Origin of the sequence: Marinobacter adhaerens HP15, assembly GCF_000166295.1 — a bacterium.
Lineage (GTDB): Bacteria > Pseudomonadota > Gammaproteobacteria > Pseudomonadales > Oleiphilaceae > Marinobacter > Marinobacter adhaerens.
On sequence record NC_017506.1, the window covers coordinates 2,187,102 to 2,209,864 of the forward strand.

Genomic DNA, 22,763 nt, shown 5'->3' on the forward strand with positions numbered 1-22,763 from the left:
ACACCCATGGACATGCTTGGCGGACTCACACCCTCTGAATTTCTGCGGGACTATTGGCAGAAAAAGCCGCTGGTTATCCGTCAGGCGTTTCCCGATTTCCAGTGCCCGGTCAGCGCTGATGAACTGGCCGGCCTGGCCTGTGAGGAGGGCGTCGAGTCCCGGATTGTGATCGAAAATGACGATGGCAAGCCCTGGCAGCTCCACAACGGCCCCTTTTCGCCGGACCGGTTCAGCAGCCTGCCCGAACAGGACTGGACGCTCCTGGTACAGGGGCTGGACCACTGGGTGCCCGATATTGCAGATTTGCTGGAACACTTCCGCTTCATCCCCAATTGGCGCCTGGATGACATTATGGCCAGTTTTGCCCCGAAAGGCGGCAGCGTTGGCCCCCATTACGACCAGTATGATGTATTCCTCCTCCAGGCCCAGGGCCACCGCCGGTGGACGTTTGGAGGCCATTGCGATCATACCTCTCCCCGCGTAGAGGGCACTCCGCTGCGCATTCTGAGCAGCTGGGATGGCGAAGAAACCGTTACTCTGGCACCCGGTGACATGCTGTATCTGCCGCCGGGTATTGGCCACCATGGAGTGGCCGAGGATGACTGTATCACGCTGTCGGTTGGCTTCCGTGCACCCACCGTGGATGACATTCTGACCGGATTTACCGATTTCCTCTGCAGCCAGTCCGACGCCTCAGATCACCTGAACGATCCGGATCTGAAAATACAGGACAATCCGGGCACGATTCAGCCGGACGTGGTTGACCGCCTCGAGACCGTTATTCGGGAAAAACTTGAGGACCGCCGGCAACTGGCCCTCTGGTTTGGCCAGTTCTCAACGGCGCCCAAGAGCATGGATATTGTCGTGCCCGCGGAGGAGCCTGCGTCCACCGGAGACGTCGCCGAAGCAATACACGCGGGCGAGCAGCTGCGGTGGAACGAAGGCTCCCGTTTCGCGTTCTACGAGTTTGCCAGCGAAACCGCCCTGTTTGTGGACGGCGAGCAGTTCCTGCTCAAGGGCGATGCTCAGCCGTTTGCTCCGCTTCTCTGCTCGGGGGCCCGCGTCGATATGGCGACCCTCGCCCGGCTCTCCGAAGACGAAGCATTGCTTGGACTTCTGACCACGCTCTACAATCAAGGCTCGGTTTACTTCGAATAGGCGTTATGAGCATCCGGTTTCGCAAATACAGCTGGCAACTGGCCCCAGCATTCATCCGGGATATCCGCCAGCAGGTGTTTATTGAGGAACAGAAAGTTCCGCCGGAGCTGGAGTGGGATGAAACCGACGAAATTGCCGATCACTATCTGGCAGTGCTGCCAGACAATACCCCGGCAGGCGTGGCACGACTGTTTTCAACCCTTGAAGAGACCGGCCACATCGGTCGCATGGCGATCCTGCCCCAATACCGCGGACAGGGTATCGGGGAAGCATTGCTCCGGCACCTGATCGCAGAATCGGCTGACCGTTTTGCCGAGCTCAGGTTGTCTGCCCAGGAGCACGCCATTCCTTTTTATCAACGGTCAGGCTTCCACGTCTGTTCGGGCGTTTACGACGACGCCGGCATTCCCCACTTTGACATGCGTAGCCTGGCACCGGGACTCGCGGCCGAGGGCCTTGGCTCCCGGGACCGGCCGATGATTCTGGGCAGCGACACAGACTCCTGGCTGTTTGATACCGAGGCCAGGCTACTGGGGCTAATGGATTCGGTGGTTGGCCAGGCCGGCCAGCGCATCTGGCTGTATGACCGCCTGCTCGAACACGATCTGTATGACCGGCATCGTTTCCGGGAGCTGATCTCCGCCCTGGCCCGTCGGCACCGGCTCAGCGAAGTCAGGTTGCTGATCCATGACGACAAGCCGCTGGTGAAACGTCGACACACACTGGTCGAACTGATGCGCCGGCTGCCGAGCCGCATGGAACTTCGACTGGTCAACGAGGACTACCCGGTTGAGGACCAGCCCTTCATTATTGCTGACCGTGAAGGCGTGGTGTACCGACATGATTTCTACAAGCCAGAGGGTTTCGCCAAGTTCTCGGACGGCGGCCGCGTAAAGCTCTTGTCGGAAAACTTCCAGCGCATGTGGGATGCAGCCCGCCCTTCCCTGGAGCTTCGGGAGCTACCGCTCTGAGTGATGGGCCTGGGGCGCGTCCGGCGCTTCGAACCTGGCCCCGAACGGAGCAAACTCGGTATCCACCTCAGTAGCCACCTCAGCAATCAGTTTGCGCAGCCATTGATGATCCGCGTTGTGCTGCAACAGAGGGCTCCAGGCCATTTTCAGCTCGAACGGTGGAATCTCGAACGGAGGCACCTTGACCACAAGATTCGGGTTGTCTTTCTGCAGCCAGGCTGCCCGGGATGGCAGCGTGGCAATCAGGTCATGCTGCTCGGCCAGCAGCATCGCAACCTGATAGTGACGGGTGAAAACGGAAATCTGTCGCTTGCGCCCCATTCTCGACAGCGCCTCATCAACCCAGCCCAGTCGCTGGACATCCTTTGGGTTTACACCAACACCAACACCAAACCCGGTCTTGCTGACCCAGATATGGCTGGCGTCCAGATAGGTGTCCAGGGTGAAGGGCTCCTTCAATACCGGGTTACGGGCGTTCATCAGGCAGGCAAAATACTCGGTCCAGAGCGTCTTCTGATGGAAAGACTGGGGGATCTTGTCGAACCGGTTAATCGCCATATCCAACCGCCCCTGCTCGACATCCAGGAAGCTGACATCACTGGGCGTGAGCACATCCAGGGTGACGTGCGGCGCTTCCTGACGGATCCGCCTCAGAACCCGGGGCATAAGGCAGGATTCGGCATAATCACTGGCCATGATCCGGAACACGCGCTGGCTTTCAAGAGCCGAAAACGGTGTCTTATCTTGCACGGCCTGTTCAATATCCGACAGGATTCCCCGCACCAGCGGTTGTAATTCACGCGCGCGCTCCGTGGCCGTCATACCCTCACTGGTTCGCACTAGGAGCGGATCACTGAACAGATCCCGCAACCGCTTCAAACCATTGCTCATGGCAGGCTGGGTAATACCCAGGTGGTTCGCTGCCTTGGTCACATTCCGCTCGCGCAGCAACACATCCAGGTACACGAGCAGGTTCAGATCAACACGGGAAATATCCACAAAAACTCCGGAACGCCAGAACAACAGGAAAAGCGAGGCTCATTCACGAGAGCAATATACATGATAGCGAGGATTCACGTAATCAATCAGCAACACGAACTTTCACATTTGAAAACGGATCTGGAGCGGTATTTCTGCTAGTCTTTCGGATACTTGCTGAATAATATCGGTGTTTTGAGGCCGGTTTGTACACCCGCCATCATTTGATCCTGAAGCCGGAGTCGTTACTGACAAAATGGATACCACTACGATCGTCCTTCTGCTGGCGGCCATCGTTACCGTCTCGATTGTCATTATTGTGCTCAGCCAGATGCGGGAACGCGCCCGCATTGAACGGGCGCGCAAGATTACCGCTCAGGAAGACGCCTATAACAGGGCCAATCGCCTGCTGACCGAAATTCCAGGCCAATACCTGACAGCCGATCTGAAACTGCTCCTGATTAAACGCATGGAAGAAGCTTGCGCGGAGTTGGCCGGCCTGAAGTCGAACCTGCCGGTCAAGGAATGGCAGAAGTCCGCTGCAGAACTGAAAACACAGATCGTTGAAAAGCGCGACACCACCACGCCAGTCAAGATTGATTCCGCGGAAAAGTCGAATTACGTCAAGGAATTGCTTCAGAATCTGTTCAAGATGATTGAAGCCATGCACAAGAGCGGGCGGATTGATTCGGCCACCGCCAAGAAAAACCTCAAGTATGTGCTCTTCTTGGTCCACAAGACCCACGCGGATCTGCATGTGTTTCAGGCCCGGGATTATGTTCGCCAGAACCAGATCCGGAAGGCCATTCATGCCTATCACCTGGCCAGTACCGAAATGGGTAAATCCCGCGACAATCCACTTGCCATGAAAGCAGTGAAGAGCTTCCGGACGCGCATTCAGGAACTTGAGGCCATGAGTGCAGAGGGTAAGGAAAGCCCGCAGGGAGAGTCCAAACTGGACCGTGAGTGGGATACTTTTCTCCACGACGATGAGTGGAAGAAAAAGGCCGATTACGACGACTGAAGGTACCGAACGGGTCGCTGTGAGAGGCCCGTCAACAGGGACAGTGCAAACCCGTGAGCAACGGCTTCAAACAACGGCTTTCCTATAGACTGACTCGAGACACGGTCCTCGTTGCCATGGCCCTCGGGCTGGTGCTGAATGTGGTCCAGATTACCCTGGACTACTTTAGCGCGAAGGATTCCATGGAGAAGGAAATCCATGCGCTGATCGATATCAGCAACAGCCCGGCCTCCCAGATTGCCTACAACATCGACGTCCGTCTGGCGGAAGAGTTGCTCGACGGCCTGCTTCGCCATCCCGCGACCATTGATGCCCGGATTACCGATAATGACGACGAGACCATGGCAGCATCCAGCAAGAGCAGCCCGGTCTCGCCCTATCGCTGGGTCAGCGATCTGCTGTTCGGGCCGGATCGCGTATTTCGACAGGAGCTCCGGGTTCCGCAACTTGAGGATCTGCCACTTGGGCATCTGATCGTCACCATTGACACCTATCACTATGGGGCGCTCTTCCTCCAACGAGCCGGATACACGCTGATCAGCGGGCTACTGAAAAGCCTGATCCTGTCTGCAGCTCTCCTTGCCATTTTCTATTTTGTGCTGACCCGTCCCATGCTCAATGTGATCAGCGCACTGAGCCAGGTGCGGGCTACCTCTCCTGAAAAGGTCAGGCTTCCGATCCCGGCAAACCATCGGGAAGACGAGATCGGGACCATGGTTGGTATCATCAACCAACACCTGGAAACCATCGATTCGAGCCTTGCACAACTCCGGCACGCCGAGAGTGCCATGAAAAACTACTCCACCCAGCTTGAGCAGGAGGTGGCGGACCGGACCCGGGAGATCTCCGAAAAGAACGATGCTTTGCAGCGTGGTAATCGCGCCCTGGTCAAAGCCAAGGAAGATGCAGTTCGCCGGGCGCGGGCAAGGGCCAATTTCCTGGCCAGCATGAGCCATGAGATCCGGACTCCGCTCAATGGAGTTCTCGGGATGCTCGGCCTGGCACTCGAGGGCGAGCTGGATTCTGCCCAGCGCAACAGGATAGAAATTGCCCTGAACGCCGGTGAAAGCCTGCTCGGGCTGCTTAACGACATACTGGACATCTCGAAAGTGGAGGCCGGCAAACTCAGTCTGGAAAACATCCCCTTCAGTGTCCGGCACCTGATCGAAGAGTGCGCGACACTCCATGCCCAACAGGCGCGGCGCAAGCGTATTCACCTGGTCACCGAAATCGATCCGGATCTCCCTGAAGACTTCCTGGGAGACCCGACACGGGTACGCCAGGTGCTCAACAACCTCCTGAGCAATGCCATCAAATTCACGGACGAAGGCAGCGTGAAACTAAAGGCAGCCTACTCCGGGGGTAGCCTGAGAATCGATGTCGTGGATACCGGGATCGGTATGTCTACTGAGGGCCTGCACCGGATTTTCTCACCCTTCTCCCAGGCTGATGCAGAGACCACGCGGCTTTATGGGGGCACCGGTCTCGGCCTGACGCTCTGCCGTCAACTTGTCGAACGTATGCATGGCCAGATTCTGGTGGACTCCCGGGAGGGCAGCGGCACACACTTCACCGTTACCCTGCCCCTGCCGGTTCATGAAGCCAGCGAAGATTATGATCTGCCCCGCGTGGATTCCCGCCTCAAGGACATTGGCATAGCGATGGCAATACCACCGGACAACCCACACCGGTCTGCGATCGAAGCCCAACTTCGCAAATGGGGCATCCCGATACGCGGCGCGAGCAGACACCCGGATGGAATTCTTCTTGCCCTTGCCAACGCCGGAGACGAAGAAACCCTGGCATTCGCCGACAACTGGCAAGGCGCAGGCGTCGTACTGGTGGACTCTTCCGGCACCCTGCCCCCTGCCCTGGGGCAGCAACAGCTGCTCTCGTTGCCATTGCGTCGGGATGAATTGCTACGTTGCCTGCTTCTGGCCGCAGGGCTGCTGGACAGCGAGGAACAAACGGCCAACGCCGTGGAAGACGATGAGCAAACCGGCACGGAGGCTTCCCTGAAAATCCTTCTGGTGGAGGACAATCAGGTCAACCAGATGGTGGCCGTCAGCCTGCTCAAGAAACTCGGCCATCGCACAGATCACGCAGAGAACGGCCTCAAGGCCATACAAGCACTGGAAAACAACCACTATGACCTGGTGCTGATGGATTGCCAGATGCCGGTTATGGACGGCTACGAAGCTACACAGAGGATTCGGCAAAACCCGGAATGGAAAGAACTGCCGATCATCGCTGTTACCGCAAATGTGATGCAGGGCGACCGCGAGGACTGCCTCGCCTCAGGCATGAACGACTACATTACCAAGCCGTACAAGCGCGAAGAGCTCAGGACGGTCATCGACCGCTGGCGCCCCGCGATTTGACCGCGGCCTTCAGGCCGGTAACAGTTTCTCGATGTCGGCCCGAATATCCTCCGGCTTGGTTGTAGGCGGATAGCGACGGACTACCTTGCCATCGGGAGCTACCAGGAACTTGGTGAAGTTCCACTTGACCTTTTCCGACCCCATCAGTCCCTTGGCTTCACGCTTGAGAAAACGAAACAGTGGGTGTGCGCCATCACCGTTGACTTCGACCTTGGAAAACATGGGGAAGTCGACCCCGTAGTTGAGACTGCAGAACTGGCTAATTGCATCCTCGTCGCCCGGGTCCTGATTAAGGAACTGGTTGCAGGGAAAACCCAGAACCTCAAACCCCTTACTCCCCAATTCGTTGTGCAGGGACTGCAGGCCTTCGAATTGCGGTGTGAAACCACATTTACTCGCGGTATTCACGATCAGGAGCACCTTGCCCCGGTACTCTGCCATGCTTTGTTCATTACCCTTGATATCCCTTACCGTAAAATCGTAGACCGTCTCGCCTGCCATGAAGCTCTCCCTTCGATGTTTGTGTTCGTCGTGACTCCATTGTTCACAACACAGACCAAAAAACCATGGCAATGCAGGCTCTACGGCGATCATTTTTAAAAACCGGTTCAGGTTTGTGTGCTAAATCTGCCTTAACACGACACAATTCATCATAATTCCCCTGTTGCCGCAGGGCCTCGCTCCGCTAGAATAAAGGCCTCTCGTATTGGCAGGTGCCATTTTTCGATCTCAAAAGAAGGACGTCCGGGTCTTATGCAGAACTACTACAAATCCGCCAAGCTGGATAACGTGTGTTATGAAATCCGTGGCGTGGTTCTGCGGGAGGCACGCCGGCTAGAGGAAGAGGGTCACCGGGTACTCAAGCTTAATATTGGCAACCCTGCAGCGTTCGAACTGGATGTCCCGGAAGAAATCCAGCAGGACGTCATCTACAACATGCACCAGGCCCAGGGCTATGTGGAGTCGAAGGGGTTGTTCTCCGCCCGCAAGGCGGTCATGCACTACTGCCAGCAGCGGGGTATCGACAAGGTCGATATCGACGATATTTTCCTGGGTAACGGCGTCAGCGAGTTGATCGTTATGACGATGCAGGCCATGTTGAATACCGGCGACGAAGTCCTGATCCCGGCCCCCGACTACCCCTTGTGGACCGCAGCCGTCACACTTTCCAGCGGCAAGCCCGTGCACTATCGCTGCGACGAACAGCAGGACTGGTTTCCGGATATTGACGATATCCGCAAGAAGATCACCCGGCGGACCCGTGCCATTGTTCTGATCAACCCCAACAACCCGACCGGGGCCGTGTATTCAAAGGAGCTTCTCGAGCAGGTCATCGAACTGGCCCGCAAGCACAACCTGATTATTCTGTCGGACGAGATTTACGACAAGATCCTTTATGACGGTACCCAGCACATCTCGACCGCCTCGCTGGCCGACGACGTGCTGTTCTTTACCTATAACGGCCTGTCCAAGAATTACCGGGCAGCGGGTTACCGCTCGGGCTGGATGATCGTCAGTGGCGCAAAACACCGGGCGAAAGATCTGATCGAAGGCATCGACATGCTCTCGAATATGCGCCTGTGTGCCAACGTTCCGGCCCAACTGGCCATTCAGACAGCCCTGGGAGGCTACCAGTCCATCAACGATCTGGTGGCGCCAGGCGGGCGGCTCTACGAGCAAAGGGAAACCGCCTGGCGCATGCTTAACGACATTCCGGGCGTGAGCTGCGTCAAACCCCAGGGTGCGCTTTACCTGTTTCCGAAACTGGACCCCAAGCACTTCCCTATCGTGAACGACGAGAAACTGGTTCTGGACCTGCTGTTGCAAGAGAAAATCCTCTTGGTGCAGGGGTCGGCCTTCAATATCGATGACAGGCAGCACCTGAGAGTCGTGTTCCTGCCCAGGGAAGATACCCTCGAGGATGCCATGGGCCGGCTCGGCAATTTCCTTGGCCAATACCAGCAATAACGGGGAAAACCATGGCGGATATTCACGTCGAGGAATTCTACAAGGATGCGGCCATTGCCCTGGTGCAGTTGTATGGCGCCTTTCCCAGGCGCATCAACCTGTTTGTCGAGGACATTGCCGGCTCGGATGAGCCGGACGAATTTGGCCTGCACAGCAAGCGACACATGGCCTGTTTCGGCGCCCTGCTCTGGCTCGCAGAGGAAGGCCTGCTCCGGTACGTCGACACCATCCGCCAGGAGGCTCTGGACCAAGCGGTTCTGACCAGAGACGCCTTTATCCGCCTGAGCGCACCGGCGCCAGAGACTCTGACCAGCGAATTCGGAATCCCCGAGGAAACGGCTGCCGGTAATCTGCCCCCTTCCGTTCAGGAGGATCTTTCCACTCACATCCACCTGATTCGCAGGGCGCTGCGCGGGGGGAACTCCGCCCGAATCAGCCAGATCATGCAGGCAACCTTTTTTGCCGACCGCGGCAATTATTAAATCACCGTAAGCTCATTGATTGATTGAACCGCGACCGCATATAACGGTCTGAATAGCGGCTTTATTTTCTTTGACGAACTGATCAGGGCACCAACATGCGTATTCTGCTGTTTCTGGCAACCAACCTTGCTGTCATCCTTGTCGCGAGCTTTACACTGCGGCTGTTGGGCGTGGATAGCTACCTTGCCCAGAATGGTATTCAGTATGGCTCTTTGCTGGCCTTCGCGGCGGTCTTCGGATTTGCCGGCGCCATCGTGTCTCTACTGATATCCAAACGAATGGCCAAGTGGAGCACCAGGGCCCGGGTTATTGATGCCCCGAGAACACCTGCCGAGCGCTGGCTGGTTGATACCGTAGCCGAGTTGGCGAAGAACGCCGGTATCGGAATGCCGGAGGTGGCTATTTTCCCGGCTTCCCAATCCAACGCCTTCGCAACGGGCTGGAACAAGAACGATGCCCTGGTCGCCGTCAGCGAGGGCCTTTTGCATCGCTTCAACAAGGACGAAATCCGGGCAGTTCTGGGCCACGAAATCGGCCACGTGGCCAATGGCGACATGGTGACCCTGGCTCTGATTCAGGGCGTGGTGAACACGTTCGTGATCTTCGCCTCCCGGGTCATCGGTTCGTTTGTTGACCGGGTGATATTCAAGAACGAAAGTGGGCATGGCCTTGGGTTTTTCGCCGTCAGCATCGTTGCCGAGATTGTCCTGGGCATTCTGGCCAGCACGATCGTGTTCTGGTTCTCCCGCCGGCGGGAATTCCGGGCCGACATCGCTGGCGCCCAACTGGCGGGGCGCACAGCCATGATCAGCGCGCTTGCAAGACTGAAACAGGAAAGTGAAGTGCCGGATCAGATGCCGGATTCGCTCCAGGCATTCGGCATCAATCGCGGAGCCCGGGGCGGCCTGAGCGCCCTGTTTATGACGCATCCGCCCCTGGAAGACCGGATACAGGCATTGCAGCACGCCAAGCTGTAAAAAAACGGGGCCCGAGGGCCCCGTTTTTTGTTGTACAGGTGAGACTCGTTCAGATTTTCAACTTAAACCCAATGGCCCGGAAACTGTCCTGCAGCGATTTGCTGGTGCCCTTGAGCTGAATCTTGAGACTGGAACACTCCCGACGGACCGGGTAATCACGACGGAGCCTGTCAAAAGCCGCACCTCGCTCTTCAACGGATCCGGTCATGGCATTCCGCAGCCGGGCATCGTCGGGACGAGGGTCATAGCAAGCCCTCAGCGCAATGCGGATGGCATCGTCTTCGTCGGCCGAGCTGGTAAAGGAAATCTTGCTGAGCGCCGGCTCGGGTAAAAACTGGCCGGCTTTCTTGCGAACCGGCAAGCCCAGAAACTGGCTAAGCGCCTGGTAGATCATTTCCGTCCCCTGAACCTTGCCTTCGAGGCTGTATCCGGCGATGTGCGGTGTCGCCAACCAGACCCGGTCAACCAGTTCGGGGTGAATCCTCGGCTCCTGTTCCCAGACATCCAGCGCCACGGTCGGCGCGTTACCCTGGTCAAGCCGGGCCAGCAATGCTGACGAGTCGATGACTTCTCCACGACCAGCATTGATAAGGAGCTGATTTGCGCCCAGAGCCTCAAGCTCGGGATGACCAATCATATGCAGCGTGGGATGGTCCCCTTCTCGCGTCAAAGGTGTGTGCAGGGACACCACATCACACTTCATGGCCTCTTCCAGCGACACAAACTCCTGATCTTCCTCTTCCCGATCCGCCCTGGGCGGATCACAGAGGCGCACATCAAATCCAAGGCGCTCCAGTTTGTGGGCCAATTCACCACCGACATTGCCGACCCCGACAATACCAACACTGAGCTGGGACCAGTCAGCAAGGCCACGCCGCTCCGCATGCAGCGAGAGCACAGACAACACGTACTCGGCAACACTGTTGGCGTTGCAGCCCGGCGCCGCCGAGAAGCGAATACCCGCGGCCTCGAGCCAGTCGAGATCGACATGGTCGGTACCGATGGTGGTTGTGCCAACAAACCGAACCCGACTGCCCTCCAGGAGCTCACGATTTACCCTGGTGACGGAACGAACCAGCACGATATCGGCATCCCGGACATCCTCGTTCGACATGGAACGGCCGGATACCCGGCGAATCTCGCCGATATCGCCGAAAAAGGAATCCAGTAAGGGAATGTTTTCGTCTGCTACGATCAACATGATGATATTCGGCCCTGTCAGTTCCTGCGCTGACGCTGATTGCGCCCACCCTGACCACGTCCACCGCCACCCTGCGGGCGACGACCGCGCTTGCGGGTAATTGGCGGATTGTCCATCGGCGCCATGAGCGCTTCATCGGGCACGGCAGTCTTCAGCTTCTGGCTGATGTAGGTTTCGATGGCGGGAAGCGCGAACGAGTCATCCTCACCGGCAAAACTGATGGAAACCCCGTGTTTGCCAGCCCTGCCTGTGCGGCCAATCCGGTGCACATAATCTTCGGCATTATCAGGCAGATTGTAGTTGAAAACGTGAGTGACGCCGTTGACGTGAATACCACGGCCAGCCACATCGGTGGCCACCAGGACCTGGATGCTGCCTTTTTTGAACTGGTCCAGGGTTTTGAGGCGCTTGTTCTGGGCTATTTCGCCTGACATCAGGGCAACTTTGACGCCCTGATTCCTCAGATCTTCTTCCAGGTCGCGGCACTGATCCCGGCGGTTGGCAAATACCAGCGCCTTTTCCACTTCCGGCCGCTTCAGGAAATTGACGAGCACCGGCAGCTTTTCATCGTCGCCCACCAGGTAGACGGTCTGCTCAACCCGCTCCGCCGTTTTTTGCTCCGGTTCAATTTCGACAAACTCCGCGTTGCTGGTCCACATGGAGGCGAGGTTCAGCACGTCCTGATTGAACGTGGCACTGAACAGCAGGGTCTGGCGCTCCTCTTTGGGTGTGCATTTGCGGATAATGCGCTTCACATCGGGAATGAAGCCCATGTCTAGCATGCGATCAGCCTCATCAAGGATCAGGATGTCGAGCTGGTCCAGAAACACGTCCTGGGATCCGAGAAAATCGATCAGACGGCCCGGGGTAGCAACAAGGATGTCGACGATCTCATTCTGCAGCTGATCGCGCTGCTTGTCATAGTTCATGCCACCGACAACGGTTACTACGTTGTGGCCGGTATGCTGGCACAGTTGCTCAGCGTCTTTCGCGATCTGCATCGCCAGTTCCCGGGTGGGCGCCAGAGCCAGAACCCTCGGCTCGGAGGCAAAACGCTCCTTTTCGGGAATCGGGGTTTCCAGCAAACTCTGGATCGCCGTAATCAGAAACGCAGCGGTTTTGCCGGTGCCGGTCTGCGCCTGACCAATCAGATCTTCGCAGGCCAGTGTCCAGGGCAGTGTTTCGGCCTGAATGGGTGTGCAGTATTCAAAACCAATGGCCGTAATGGCATCCAGCAAACGTTTGTCGAGGTTCAGATCGCTGAATCTCAGATCGCCGGTGTGTTTTGGGTCAGATGTCATAAAGTCTCAGTTTTCCTGGGAATGTCCTGATTCAGAATATAGCGGAGCGATACGTCGGGCATCTTCATGCCAGCGTTCTTCTAGGATTTCTCCGGTACCGTAAAATGTGGCCAGCGAATCAAAAAAACTCTGGGCCCGGGGCGGCAACCCCTGTTCCAGATACTCACCTGCCTGGTCTCTGACTCTATGCCGAAACCGCTCTTCATCGGCGGCGCCAACGCCGGAGAGGTTGTCCACGCTGATGTGAAAACGGGACCCTGCGGCCACCGAAAACAACCACTCAATGGCCTGGGGCTTGACCTCAACCTGCTCGAACGCCTGTTGCTGCTGCAGTGTCCGGCCATCCGGACAGTACCAGTAACCATAGTCATGAAGTGTGCGCCGGTGCTCACCAGCAATACACCAGTGGCTTATTTCATGCAAAGCACTGGCATAATAGCCATGAGCGAAAACGACCTGTGCGAGACCTTCCGGATCGCTGGCAGGCAAGTATTCAGGTTCATCACTGCCTTTGACCAGAACTGTCCGGTATGCTTCCCGGAAAAGGTCATTAAACAGCATGATAAGATCATTTGGACTGTGATTCATTGGGTGGCTATTGTGCGACTTTACCGCCCCCAATACCAGAGGGAACTTTGTCAGTCACGTAGTGTCCATGGCTGGCGTGCGCCGGCGCCGATTGCGGTGTAACAGTCGCAATTGAAAAGACTCTGAACAGAGAGACACCAACCGGGAAATCTTACAATCAATGATGGCTTTTGCTGCAGTAACGACGATAAAACGCCAATGGGCAAATCCTCTGGGCCTGATTCTGGCACTCGCCCTTGTGTGTTTGAGTTCCCCCTCCGCCTGGGCACTCGGCGGCAATGGAGGCTTGCTTTTCGGTGGCCAGGGTAGCGACTTTCTGCCCGTCGACGAAGCGCTGCCCTTCAGTTTTTCAACCAACGCTGACACCGTGGTTCTCTCCTGGAATATCACGCCCGGGCACTACCTGTATCGCGACCGGATCAGCATCACCGCTACAAATCCCGAGGTAAGCCTGGGCGAACCCACTTTCTCGGCGCCAGGCACGGTGACCGAGGACGAATTCTTCGGCAAAACCACCGTTTTCTTTGATCCCGTTGACGCCCGTGTGCCTGTCGCGCTGCCTGCTGGCCTTCGGGAAGCCGAACTTCAGGTAACCTACCAGGGCTGCGCCAAAGCAGGCTTGTGTTACCCGCCCCAGACCCGGGATGTGCTCTTCTACCAGGGTAGCGGCGGATCCGGCTCACAGACCGCCGCAACACCTGGTTTTGCGTCAGGCGACAGTGTTCCCGTCGACACGGAAACCGCCACCGGCCTCGCCGGCTTCCTGGCCCAGCAATCCACCCTGGTCATTGCCGGTGTATTTTTGCTCCTCGGGTTGGGACTCACCTTCACCCCCTGTGTGTTGCCCATGGTCCCGATTATTTCCTCACTGGTTTCCGGCAGAAACACCCGGACAACCGGCCATGCCCTGCTCCTGTCCGGTAGCTATGTGCTGGGCATGGCACTCACATACGCTGCGGCCGGCGTGCTGACCGGCCTGCTGGGGGCCAGCTTCAATCTTCAGGCACAATTGCAGTCACCCTGGGTTCTGAGCGTCTTTGCGCTGATGTTTGTCGTTTTCGCACTGTCGATGTTCGATCTGTTCGAAATCCAGCTGCCTCGCTTTATTCGCGAACCACTCAATGATGCCAGTCACCGGCTCACGGGGAGTCGGGTATTCAGTATTTTCGGTATCGGCGCCCTGTCAGCGCTGATCGTATCGCCCTGCGTATCTGCGCCACTCGCTGGCAGCCTGCTGTACATCTCGACGACCCAGGACGCCGTAATCGGCGGGGTTGCCCTGTTTGCGCTCGGACTTGGAATGGGCATTCCTCTGATTCTGGTGGCGGTGGGTGGCCGGAAACTCCTGCCAACAACCGGCCACTGGATGACCGCCGTGAAGCACTTTTATGGTGTGATGTTGCTGGCCGTGGCCATCTGGCTGGTAGAGCGCCTGGTGCCGGGGTGGCTGGCATTGACCCTGTGGGGCCTCCTGGTCGCCATCACCGGCGTTCAACTGGGGGCCTTTGACGCTGCCAAGGCGGGCTGGGAGCGCACTCGTAAAGGTCTGGGCCTGGTCCTCTTCGCCTATGGTCTGGCGTTACTGGCAGGCGCCGTGGGTGGCGCCAATGACCCATTAAAACCTCTGGCACCATTCACCATCGCCTCAGCATCGTCAGGCGGCATTGGGACCGCTGGCATTCAGCACGCTGATTTCGTGCGGGTCGAACGCCCAGCGGATATTCAGGCGATGCTAGAACAGGCTCGTGAGCAGGGCCGGCCCGTGCTGCTCGATTTCTACGCCGACTGGTGCATCTCGTGCAAGGTGATGGAACGCAATGTTTTCAGCAAACCGGATGTAATCCAGGCGCTCAGCCCCTTCACCCTGCTTCAGATCGACATGACAGACAACACGCCCGAGCAGCAGGCCATGCTGGACGAACTGGGTCTGTTCGGGCCGCCAGCCATACTATTTTATGGCAGCAACGGGCAAGAACTTGCCCAACGAAGAGTGCTGGGCGAAATGGATCGGGAGGAATTCCTTGGTCACCTGCAGACGCTGCAGCCGGAAGTCTGACTGGCAAATCGCTATTGTCCCCGGCGTATCAGGTAGATAAACAGATCGTCCTCTTCCAGCTGTTTCACCAGTTCATGGCCGAGAAACTGGCAGAACCTCGGTATGTCCCGGGTGGTAGAGGGGTCTGTCGCCACAACCCGCAACACGCCACCAGGTTGGACATCGTTGATCCGATTATGAAGCATCATGACCGGTTCCGGGCAGAAAAGGCCCCGGGCGTCCAGCTCAAGGTCGTAGTCAGTTGCGGTCACACGTCGTCTCCTGTCAATGAACCTGATTTTTCGTAAAAACCTGCTAAATTATTGTTTATAACAGTTAAACCACTTGGAGGTTTCTCATGATCCGGGTTCTGATCGAACGCCATATTGCCGAAACCCTTGAAACAGCCTACGAAGAACGGTCGCGCAAGGTTCTGCAGCAGGCTGTCAGCGCCCCCGGTTTCATTTCTGGCGAAACCCTGCTCGACAGCCACGACCCCAATCACCGGATAACACTGGCGAACTGGCGCTCCGAAGCAGACTGGGATCGATGGTTTCACTCCGATGAGCGCCGTGAACTCATGCTGGAGCTTATCCCCATGATGGACGAAGAAGAGCACATTACAGTGCTGGAGCAAAGCGCCTTTTAACCCGTCCGCTCGATGAAGCAGGTTATTTCTTCCCTGTCATGGTAAAGGTGGCGGGCTTTAAGGCGAAAACCGATGCCCGCCTCTTTCAAGCCATCAACGAGAATGTCCCGGCAAATCAGCCACTCGTCATAGCGCTTTTTCATAGGCAACTTCAGATTGAAAACCGTGTAACGGCAAAGGCCTTCACCTAGCCAGGTCACAGCCAATTTTGCCGTTTTCCGGGGCTGATCCACAATGTCGCAGACCATCCAGTCGATGCCGCGCCTTGGCCGCCAACCATAACCATCCGCCTCAACATGCTCCACCTGTCCAGAGGCCATCAATTCAGGGTTCATTGGGCCGTTGTCCACTGCGGTTACCATCATCCCCTGATGCACAAGCTGCCAGGTCCATCCGCCTGGAGCGGCCCCAAGATCCGCGGCCTTCTTGCCACCACCAAGGTAGTCCAGCTCCTGTTCCGGGGGCAGAAACACCTTCCAGGCCTCTTCGAGCTTGAGGGCAGAACGACTGGGCGCTGATGCCGGCAGCCGCAGGCGCGGGATGCCACCAACGTAACGTGCCCGGTTATCCGCCAGACTGAAACCGACGACCGCCGACGTAAAATCGGGGAGGAAAACCTCCAGACGAGCCGGCGCAGGAGCATTCTGGTCAGCCTTCAGGAGGCCGGCTCCTCGCAAACCGCGGGAGAGCGGAGACACCCACTTTCGGGCAAAGTTTCCAAGGTCTCCATCCGCGTTGTTTTCCGGTAACCGGACTTCCAGCCGCGCACAACCCGGAAAACCGCGCCCAAGTCCACGGATTCCCTCGATAACAGCACCGACCCTGTCAGTCTCTGGCAGGCTGAATTGCCCGAGAACGACAATCCAGTCACGGACGAAGACCAGCTCCTCAAGAGGCAGACGAGCCATCACATCATCGGCAGTTTCCGGAGCTGCCGGATAGAAGCGCACCAGCCCCTGGTCTTTCAGGGGCTCAAAATACCCGAAAATGCCTCGCTCCGAGGCTGAGTCAGTCATTTCACGGCCGGCTTCGGTTTCAAAGCCTGGCCGGCAAAACACAAGAATCTGTTCCATGCATTTCCTGAATCAGGGTCGGAGACCAACCCGTAAAAGTTGAAACTGTTTAACAGCTTAGATTGTCTTCTCTGGCTACACTTCCCGCTCTGATAACCGCGGGAAGCCATGAATGTCGTCCGTTTTGCGTTTGATTGCCATTCTCTGCCTTTTGCTGGCCCCTGCCCTGGCGCTGCCAGACACGGGTTCGATGGCGTCGGACTGCCCTGTCCTCGAGGCCACCGATACTGCTGCCCGCGCTTCTCTGATGCAATACGTTTGCTATTACAGTGCGCCGCCGGGCGCGCCCGGACATGAAGCAAGGAATCCGGACCAACTCCCCCGAAATATCAATTGGACGCCTGCAAACGGCCGGGACCTGGTATTCAGCCACACCAAATCCGTTTACTGGGTACACCTGCACGTCAGGAACTCAGGCGCTGAGCGGGCCGCCTGGTACCTGAAACTCAACTACCCGCTGCTGGACGAAGTCACATTCTGGCAGACGGGGAATGATACTACAGAGACACTGGTTACCGGAGATCAGCGGCCTTTCGGGTCCAGGGCGGTAGACTACCGGTACTTTCTGCTTCCCGTCACACTGGATGGCGGTGAAACCCGGTCCCTGACGATCAGGATCCACAGCAATGGCGCTCTGAACGTGCCGCTCAGCTTTGAAACCCCGGCGGAAGTCATTGCCCGCAGTAATCATCTGACGTTGACCCACGGGCTATTCTACGGCGCGCTCCTGGTCTTTGCGGTCTTCAACCTGCTGCTGTTTTTCAGCTCCGGGACCGGCTATTACTTCTACAACGCGTTTTACTTGGCAGCACTCGGTCTCTTTCTGTTCGCCATGGGCGGCTTCGCGAACCAGTACTTCTGGCCAGACAACCCAGGCTTTGCCAATACATCCATCCCCTTGTCCTTGTCCCTTTGCGCCCTGGCCATGATCCTTTTCGGCCGGTCCTTCCTGGAAGTAGACCGCGGAACCATCTCGGAAACGGTCCTCAAGGGGCAAGCCTGGTTCTGCATTGGCTTCCTGGCACTGACACTGATACTGCCCTACAACAAAACCATTCTCCTAAATACCGTTCTTGCACTGACGGTTATTTCAAGCCTGTTCATCATCGCAGCGGTTCGTTGGAAACAGGGGTATCAGCCGGCCATGTGGTATCTGCTGGCCTGGCTGATCATGCTCGTTGGTGGTCTGATTTATGCCCTGGCGGCTTTTGGCTATCTGCATGACTTTCTTGCACGGGAGGCGCTGATGCAATCAGCAGTGGGAGGACAGGTGATCCTGCTGAACTATGCGATGGTGCAAAGGTGGCGCCTGCTGAACCAGAAGCTTCTGGACGTGGAACACAATGCAAGGACAGAACTGGAATTCAAGGTGCATGAACGTACCGCGCAGCTGCGGAACACCATGCGGGAACTGGAAAAGGCCAACCGCAAGCTATCGACACTGAGCCTGAACGACGCCCTGACCGGCCTTTACAATCGAAGGCACCTGAACAACATATTCCCGGAATTGTGCGCCGAAGCTCGGCGCACGTCCCAGCCACTGACCCTGGCGCTGGTCGATGCCGACCATTTCAAGAACATTAACGACACCTGGGGCCATGGCTTTGGGGACAGCTGCCTTCAGTTCATCGCCGAAATGCTGACCCGGCACGTGAAACGTCCCCGGGATGTTGCCATCCGATTCGGTGGTGAGGAGTTTGCGTTACTGCTGCCCGGAACCGATGCAAACGGAGCTTTGAATGTCTGTTCTGCATTGCTGCAAGACATCGCCAGGACGCCACTGCTCTCCCCAGACGGCAACAAAGTGAAAATAACCCTCAGCGCAGGTATCGCGTCACTCGTCTCCGGAGAGACTCAGAACCAACTGTTCGAACGGGCCGATGAGGCTCTGTACCGTGCAAAAAGCAGGGGCCGCAACCGCGCTGAGCTCTCTGAGGCTGTCGGGGTGCAGTAGAGATGAGACTCAAAGCCGCTCGTCCACAAAGATCCGGGTTTCCCGGGCAGCCGCCACGATCAGCTCCTTTTGGGTCTGTGGCTGGCTTTTCAGCGGTTGGAAATCATGATTACCCCCTTCCAGCCAGTGCAAACGGATCCCCTCCAACTCCTGCTCATGGCCAGCCATCTCGGACGGTTTCCCGAATGGATCCCTTGTCCCCTGAAGCACCAGCATAGGGCAGCTCACATCCTGGAAGTGCCCGGTACGCCAGCGGTCAGGCTTACCGGGCGGATGGAAGGGATAACCAAAGCAGGCGACACCATCAATACCTTCCCGACGGCTCGCCAGGATGCTTGCCATGCGTCCACCCATGGATTTACCACCCACCAGTACCCTGCTGCCAGATCCGCAATCTGATAGAACCTGGTCGACCACCCGGGTAAAGCAGTCCAGCAACACGCTCTCTCTGTCGGGCGGTCGCTTTTTTCCATCCAGACGCCTTTTCTGCATATACGGAAACTCAAAACGTACTGTCTCAATGCCCTCTTGCTCCAGGGCTGCCGAAAGCTCCTCCATGAAGGTCGAATCGGCCGGCGCACCGGCGCCGTGTGCCAAAATCAGTACAACTTTCGGCTCATTCCCATAGCCTTTGGTCTTAATCAACTCCACAGAATTCACCTCATCCAGTTAAGCGACTATCATTGCACTCAGGCAACACACATTCCCTTCGCTGAAACAACTCCAATAACGGCACTGAAAAGGAAGCCATGTTGCTGATTTCGGCGCATTTGACGGATATCAGGACTTGACCTGAGTCATTGCAAACAGCTAATCGTTTCTCCATACTTGCGCCCGCATATTTCCCCACTTTAAACCCATTGGTAAGGCTATGAGCACAGTAAATGCAAACCTGACATACAACTACAAGGTGGTAAGGCAGTTCACCATCATGACAGTGGTATGGGGTATTGTAGGTATGTCCCTGGGTGTGCTGATCGCAGCGCAGCTGGTCTGGCCATCCCTCAACCTCGACCTGCCCTTCACCCACTTCGGCCGTCTCCGGCCGCTGCATACCAACGCCGTCATATTCGGCTTTGGTGGAAGTGCCCTCTTCGCTACCTCCTACTATGTCGTGCAACGCACCTGTCAGGCCCGTCTGATTTCAGATGGTCTGGCGTCGTTCACTTTCTGGGGTTGGCAAGCGATCATTGTCTCGGCAGCCATTACCCTGCCGCTCGGCCTTACCTCTTCCAAGGAATATGCCGAACTCGAATGGCCGATCGATATCGCCATAGCCATTGTCTGGGTAACCTACGCACTTGTGTTCTTCGGAACCGTAATGAAGCGCAGCACCCCGCACATCTACGTGGCCAACTGGTTCTACGGTGCCTTCATTATTACGGTTGCGGCACTCCATATCGGCAATAACCTGGCCCTGCCAGCAAGCGCCTTCAAGTCCTACTCTGCATACGCAGGTGTCACCGACGCCATGATGCAGTGGTGGTATGGCCACAACGCCGTTGGCTTTTTCCTGACCGCCGGCTTCCTCGGGATGATGTACTACTTCGTTCCCAAGCAGGCCAACCGCCCGGTTTACTCCTACCGCCTGTCAATCGTCCACTTCTGGGCGCTGATCGCAACCTACGTATGGGCTGGTGGTCACCACCTGCACTACTCTGCGCTGCCAGACTGGGCACAGACTGCAGGCATGGTAATGTCTCTGATTCTGCTGGCACCTTCCTGGGGCGGCATGATCAACGGCATGATGACTCTCTCAGGCGCATGGCACAAACTGCGCACTGACCCTATTCTGCGCTTCCTCGTGGTCTCCCTGTCGTTCTACGGCATGTCCACTTTCGAAGGCCCGATGATGGCCATCAAGACTGTCAACGCGCTTTCCCACAACACTGACTGGACCATCGGCCACGTTCACTCCGGTGCTCTCGGCTGGGTTGCCATGATCAGTATCGGTGCGGTTTATCACCTGGTACCCAAGCTTTGGGGTGTTCAGGCGATGTACAGCTCTGCCCTGATCAACGTGCACTTCTGGCTGGCGACAGTAGGGGTTGTTCTGTACATCGTCGCGATGTGGGTAAACGGCATCATGCAAGGCCTGATGTGGCGCGCTGTCAACGAAGACGGCACCCTGACATACAGCTTTGTTGAAGCCCTGGAGGCCTCCTACCCCGGTTACTTTGTTCGCTTCATCGGCGGAGCCATTTTCGTGAGCGGCATGCTGCTGATGGCTTATAACGTCTACATGACCGTTCGCCAGAAAGATGCGGTTGCGCAGGACAACGCGGCAACACAGCCGGCGTAACGGGAGAGAATCAGAATGAAACATGAAATAGTCGAAAAGAACCTTGGTCTGATGATCGTACTGATCGTCCTGGTCATCAGTGGCGGCTTTCTGGCGGAAATAGTGCCGCTGTTCTTCCAGAAGAGTGTGAATGAGCCTGTCGAAGGCCTTGAGCCCCTCAGTGCTGTTGAGCTGGAAGGCAGGGACATCTACATTCGCGAAGGCTGCCACGTTTGTCATACCCAGCAGATCCGTCCGTTCCGTGCGGAGACTGAGCGGTATGGCCACTACTCCGTTGCGGGCGAGTTTGTTTATGACCGCCCGTTCCTGTGGGGATCCAAGCGCACCGGTCCGGATCTGGCCCGTGTAGGCGGTCGCTATTCGGACGCCTGGCAACGCCAGCATCTCTATAACCCGCGCAGCGTGGTTCCCGAATCAAACATGCCGGCCTTCCCGTGGCTGTTTGAGGACAAGGTAGACCACACCAAGACTGCTGCGAAGATGGAGACACTGCAAACACTTGGCGTGCCCTACACCGATGAGCAGATTGCCGAGGCGTCCGCTCAAGTGGAAGGCAAATTTGAAATCGAGGCTCTGGTCGCTTACCTGCAACAACTGGGCACAGTGATTTCAGAAAGACGGTGAATCAATGGATATCAATGAGTTACGCGGAGTTCACACACTTCTGGTGATGGCAGCCTTTTTCGGCATCGTGTGGTGGGCTTACAGCGCCCACCGCAAGAAAGCCAACGACGAGGCCGCACACTTGCCCTTCGATGATGACGACGTGGAAAAGCGTACGCTCGAACAGGAAAAAGCGGAGAAAAAACAATGAGTACCTTCTGGAGTATCTGGATCAGCGTGATCACGCTGGGTACTGTGTTTGGCTGCTGGTGGCTGCTTTGGGCGACCCGCAAGAGCCAGACGAGCGATACCGAAACCGACCGCACCATGGGCCATTCCTTTGATGGCATTGAGGAATATGACAACCCACTCCCCAAGTGGTGGTTCTACCTGTTCCTCGCTACCTGTGTATTTGCGCTGGGATACCTCGCGCTCTATCCGGGTCTGGGTAGTTTCAAGGGCTTGCTGGGCTGGACGTCGACCAACCAATGGGAAGCCGAGGTTGCCGAGGCTGAAGAGAAGTACGGGCCGATTTACGCCCAGTACGGACAGACCCCGGTGCCCGAGTTGGCAGAAAACAGCGATGCCATGAAAATCGGCCAGCGACTGTTTGCCAACAATTGTGCGGTATGCCATGGCTCCGCCGCTCGCGGCCAGGTGGGCTTCCCCAACCTGACGGACGACGACTGGCTGTATGGTGGAACTCCCGAGGCCATCCTGAGTACGCTGCACAACGGTCGTATGGGCGCCATGCCTGCCATGGGAACGATGCCAAATATGACCAGCGAACAAGTTGACCAGGTGGTTAACTATGTTCTCAGTTTCAGTGGACGGGAAAAGGATGCCGACGCAGCCAAAGCCGGAGAGCAAGTGTTTGCCCAGGCTTGCGTTGCTTGCCACGGCGCAGACGGCAAGGGCAATCAGGCCATTGGCGCACCGAACCTGACAGACAACACCTGGCTCTACGGTTCTACCTATGAGTGGATCAAGGAGACTGTCGTGAACGGTCGTCAGAATATGATGCCCGCTCAGGATCGCCTGCTTTCGGGCGATCAGATTCAGATTCTCGCGGCTTACGTCTACAGCCTCTCGAACTGAGTCAGCCGGCCGGGGGGTCA

At 57.0% G+C, this 22,763-nt stretch carries 22 protein-coding genes; 14 read left to right on the plus strand and 8 right to left on the minus strand.

Annotated elements, in window-relative coordinates:
* Window positions 1-6: 6 nt before the first annotated feature.
* Window positions 7-1,158, plus strand: coding sequence for a cupin domain-containing protein (locus HP15_RS10400; RefSeq protein ID WP_014577431.1), 1,152 nt, complete (start codon window positions 7-9; stop codon window positions 1,156-1,158).
* A 5-nt stretch (window positions 1,159-1,163) separates the two neighbouring features.
* Entirely contained in the window at window positions 1,164-2,129 is a 966-nt protein-coding gene (locus HP15_RS22900; RefSeq protein WP_014577432.1) for a GNAT family N-acetyltransferase, read from the plus strand.
* Here HP15_RS22900 and HP15_RS10410 read toward each other — a convergent pair.
* The gene (locus HP15_RS10410; protein ID WP_039882066.1) at window positions 2,118-3,128 is read right to left on the minus strand and encodes a LysR family transcriptional regulator; all 1,011 of its coding nucleotides are present in this window, start codon (window positions 3,126-3,128) and stop codon (window positions 2,118-2,120) included. The genes HP15_RS22900 and HP15_RS10410 overlap by 12 nt on opposite strands.
* A gap of 235 nt (window positions 3,129-3,363) precedes the next feature.
* Between HP15_RS10410 and HP15_RS10415 the strand changes: the two genes are divergently transcribed.
* Together HP15_RS10415 and HP15_RS10420 are read left to right on the plus strand one after the other, a co-directional pair.
* The gene (locus HP15_RS10415) at window positions 3,364-4,131 is read left to right on the plus strand and encodes a hypothetical protein (RefSeq protein ID WP_014577434.1); all 768 of its coding nucleotides are present in this window, start codon (window positions 3,364-3,366) and stop codon (window positions 4,129-4,131) included.
* 53 nt (window positions 4,132-4,184) lie between these two features.
* Complete coding sequence (locus HP15_RS10420) at window positions 4,185-6,512, plus strand: hybrid sensor histidine kinase/response regulator (protein WP_014577435.1); 2,328 nt, start codon at window positions 4,185-4,187, stop codon at window positions 6,510-6,512.
* Window positions 6,513-6,521: 9 nt separating this feature from the next.
* On the opposite strand, the gene HP15_RS10425 is transcribed toward HP15_RS10420, so the two are convergent.
* On the minus strand, window positions 6,522-7,013 hold the full coding sequence (locus tag HP15_RS10425) for a glutathione peroxidase (protein WP_041645282.1): 492 nt from the start codon (window positions 7,011-7,013) through the stop codon (window positions 6,522-6,524).
* A 252-nt stretch (window positions 7,014-7,265) separates the two neighbouring features.
* Between HP15_RS10425 and HP15_RS10430 the strand changes: the two genes are divergently transcribed.
* From HP15_RS10430 to htpX, 3 genes are all read left to right on the plus strand, one after another.
* Window positions 7,266-8,480: a pyridoxal phosphate-dependent aminotransferase gene (locus tag HP15_RS10430; RefSeq protein WP_014577437.1), complete on the plus strand. Its 1,215-nt coding sequence runs from the start codon at window positions 7,266-7,268 to the stop codon at window positions 8,478-8,480.
* An 11-nt stretch (window positions 8,481-8,491) separates the two neighbouring features.
* Window positions 8,492-8,962: a hypothetical protein gene (locus HP15_RS10435; RefSeq protein ID WP_014577438.1), complete on the plus strand. Its 471-nt coding sequence runs from the start codon at window positions 8,492-8,494 to the stop codon at window positions 8,960-8,962.
* 95 nt (window positions 8,963-9,057) lie between these two features.
* Window positions 9,058-9,939, plus strand: a complete 882-nt coding sequence (gene htpX, locus HP15_RS10440) for a protease HtpX (RefSeq protein WP_014577439.1) — start codon at window positions 9,058-9,060, stop codon at window positions 9,937-9,939.
* 49 nt (window positions 9,940-9,988) lie between these two features.
* Here the strand turns inward: htpX and pdxB are convergent, their stop codons facing one another.
* From pdxB to HP15_RS10455, 3 genes are read right to left on the minus strand one after another with little or no spacing between them, the layout of a single operon-like run.
* On the minus strand, window positions 9,989-11,140 hold the full coding sequence (gene pdxB, locus HP15_RS10445) for a 4-phosphoerythronate dehydrogenase PdxB (RefSeq protein ID WP_014577440.1): 1,152 nt from the start codon (window positions 11,138-11,140) through the stop codon (window positions 9,989-9,991).
* Window positions 11,141-11,157: 17 nt separating this feature from the next.
* Window positions 11,158-12,441, minus strand: coding sequence for a DEAD/DEAH box helicase (locus HP15_RS10450; protein WP_014577441.1), 1,284 nt, complete (start codon window positions 12,439-12,441; stop codon window positions 11,158-11,160).
* Window positions 12,442-12,447: 6 nt separating this feature from the next.
* Entirely contained in the window at window positions 12,448-13,002 is a 555-nt protein-coding gene (locus HP15_RS10455; protein ID WP_014577442.1) for an elongation factor P hydroxylase, read from the minus strand.
* A gap of 187 nt (window positions 13,003-13,189) precedes the next feature.
* Here HP15_RS10455 and dsbD point away from each other — a divergent pair, with 187 nt between their 5' ends.
* Window positions 13,190-15,085, plus strand: coding sequence for a protein-disulfide reductase DsbD (gene dsbD / locus HP15_RS10460; protein ID WP_014577443.1), 1,896 nt, complete (start codon window positions 13,190-13,192; stop codon window positions 15,083-15,085).
* A gap of 11 nt (window positions 15,086-15,096) precedes the next feature.
* Here the strand turns inward: dsbD and tusA are convergent, their stop codons facing one another.
* Window positions 15,097-15,336: a sulfurtransferase TusA gene (gene tusA / locus HP15_RS10465; RefSeq protein WP_014577444.1), complete on the minus strand. Its 240-nt coding sequence runs from the start codon at window positions 15,334-15,336 to the stop codon at window positions 15,097-15,099.
* An 86-nt stretch (window positions 15,337-15,422) separates the two neighbouring features.
* Here tusA and HP15_RS10470 point away from each other — a divergent pair, with 86 nt between their 5' ends.
* A complete protein-coding gene (locus HP15_RS10470) occupies window positions 15,423-15,713 on the plus strand; it encodes an antibiotic biosynthesis monooxygenase family protein (protein WP_014577445.1) in 291 nt (96 codons plus the stop codon).
* On the opposite strand, the gene rlmM is transcribed toward HP15_RS10470, so the two are convergent.
* Window positions 15,710-16,786 carry a 23S rRNA (cytidine(2498)-2'-O)-methyltransferase RlmM gene (gene rlmM, locus HP15_RS10475; protein ID WP_014577446.1) on the minus strand — a complete coding sequence of 359 codons (1,077 nt, stop codon included), beginning with the start codon at window positions 16,784-16,786 and terminating at the stop codon, window positions 15,710-15,712. The two genes, HP15_RS10470 and rlmM, sit on opposite strands and share 4 nt — an antisense overlap.
* A 112-nt stretch (window positions 16,787-16,898) precedes the next feature.
* Here rlmM and HP15_RS10480 point away from each other — a divergent pair, with 112 nt between their 5' ends.
* Window positions 16,899-18,740: a sensor domain-containing diguanylate cyclase gene (locus HP15_RS10480; RefSeq protein WP_014577447.1), complete on the plus strand. Its 1,842-nt coding sequence runs from the start codon at window positions 16,899-16,901 to the stop codon at window positions 18,738-18,740.
* 9 nt (window positions 18,741-18,749) lie between these two features.
* Here the strand turns inward: HP15_RS10480 and HP15_RS10485 are convergent, their stop codons facing one another.
* Window positions 18,750-19,391, minus strand: a complete 642-nt coding sequence (locus tag HP15_RS10485) for an alpha/beta family hydrolase (protein ID WP_014577448.1) — start codon at window positions 19,389-19,391, stop codon at window positions 18,750-18,752.
* A gap of 220 nt (window positions 19,392-19,611) precedes the next feature.
* On the opposite strand from HP15_RS10485, the gene ccoN reads away from it, so the two are divergent.
* The 4 genes from ccoN to ccoP are packed head-to-tail and all read left to right on the plus strand — an operon-like array spanning window position 19,612 to window position 22,743.
* Window positions 19,612-21,042: a cytochrome-c oxidase, cbb3-type subunit I gene (gene ccoN, locus HP15_RS10490; RefSeq protein ID WP_014577449.1), complete on the plus strand. Its 1,431-nt coding sequence runs from the start codon at window positions 19,612-19,614 to the stop codon at window positions 21,040-21,042.
* A 15-nt stretch (window positions 21,043-21,057) separates the two neighbouring features.
* On the plus strand, window positions 21,058-21,666 hold the full coding sequence (ccoO, locus tag HP15_RS10495) for a cytochrome-c oxidase, cbb3-type subunit II (protein ID WP_014577450.1): 609 nt from the start codon (window positions 21,058-21,060) through the stop codon (window positions 21,664-21,666).
* Window positions 21,667-21,670: 4 nt separating this feature from the next.
* Window positions 21,671-21,856: a CcoQ/FixQ family Cbb3-type cytochrome c oxidase assembly chaperone gene (locus tag HP15_RS10500; protein WP_014577451.1), complete on the plus strand. Its 186-nt coding sequence runs from the start codon at window positions 21,671-21,673 to the stop codon at window positions 21,854-21,856.
* The gene (ccoP, locus tag HP15_RS10505; protein WP_014577452.1) at window positions 21,853-22,743 is read left to right on the plus strand and encodes a cytochrome-c oxidase, cbb3-type subunit III; all 891 of its coding nucleotides are present in this window, start codon (window positions 21,853-21,855) and stop codon (window positions 22,741-22,743) included. Before HP15_RS10500 ends, ccoP begins: the two co-directional genes overlap by 4 nt.
* Window positions 22,744-22,763: the final 20 nt, after the last annotated feature.

Bases quoted from the DNA above. Each gene is read 5' to 3' on its own strand.
- HP15_RS10400 (WP_014577431.1), top strand. From the start codon at position 7: ATGGACATGCTTGGCGGACTCACACCCTCTGAATTTCTGCGGGACTAT.
- HP15_RS22900 (WP_014577432.1), top strand. From the start codon at position 1,164: ATGAGCATCCGGTTTCGCAAATACAGCTGGCAACTGGCCCCAGCATTC.
- HP15_RS10415 (WP_014577434.1), top strand. From the start codon at position 3,364: ATGGATACCACTACGATCGTCCTTCTGCTGGCGGCCATCGTTACCGTC.
- HP15_RS10425 (WP_041645282.1), bottom strand. From the start codon at position 7,013: ATGGCAGGCGAGACGGTCTACGATTTTACGGTAAGGGATATCAAGGGT.
- HP15_RS10430 (WP_014577437.1), top strand. From the start codon at position 7,266: ATGCAGAACTACTACAAATCCGCCAAGCTGGATAACGTGTGTTATGAA.
- HP15_RS10435 (WP_014577438.1), top strand. From the start codon at position 8,492: ATGGCGGATATTCACGTCGAGGAATTCTACAAGGATGCGGCCATTGCC.
- htpX (WP_014577439.1), top strand. From the start codon at position 9,058: ATGCGTATTCTGCTGTTTCTGGCAACCAACCTTGCTGTCATCCTTGTC.
- pdxB (WP_014577440.1), bottom strand. From the start codon at position 11,140: ATGTTGATCGTAGCAGACGAAAACATTCCCTTACTGGATTCCTTTTTC.
- HP15_RS10450 (WP_014577441.1), bottom strand. From the start codon at position 12,441: ATGACATCTGACCCAAAACACACCGGCGATCTGAGATTCAGCGATCTG.
- HP15_RS10455 (WP_014577442.1), bottom strand. From the start codon at position 13,002: ATGCTGTTTAATGACCTTTTCCGGGAAGCATACCGGACAGTTCTGGTC.
- dsbD (WP_014577443.1), top strand. From the start codon at position 13,190: ATGATGGCTTTTGCTGCAGTAACGACGATAAAACGCCAATGGGCAAAT.
- HP15_RS10470 (WP_014577445.1), top strand. From the start codon at position 15,423: ATGATCCGGGTTCTGATCGAACGCCATATTGCCGAAACCCTTGAAACA.
- rlmM (WP_014577446.1), bottom strand. From the start codon at position 16,786: ATGGAACAGATTCTTGTGTTTTGCCGGCCAGGCTTTGAAACCGAAGCC.
- HP15_RS10480 (WP_014577447.1), top strand. From the start codon at position 16,899: ATGTCGTCCGTTTTGCGTTTGATTGCCATTCTCTGCCTTTTGCTGGCC.
- ccoN (WP_014577449.1), top strand. From the start codon at position 19,612: ATGAGCACAGTAAATGCAAACCTGACATACAACTACAAGGTGGTAAGG.
- ccoO (WP_014577450.1), top strand. From the start codon at position 21,058: ATGAAACATGAAATAGTCGAAAAGAACCTTGGTCTGATGATCGTACTG.
- HP15_RS10500 (WP_014577451.1), top strand. From the start codon at position 21,671: ATGGATATCAATGAGTTACGCGGAGTTCACACACTTCTGGTGATGGCA.
- ccoP (WP_014577452.1), top strand. From the start codon at position 21,853: ATGAGTACCTTCTGGAGTATCTGGATCAGCGTGATCACGCTGGGTACT.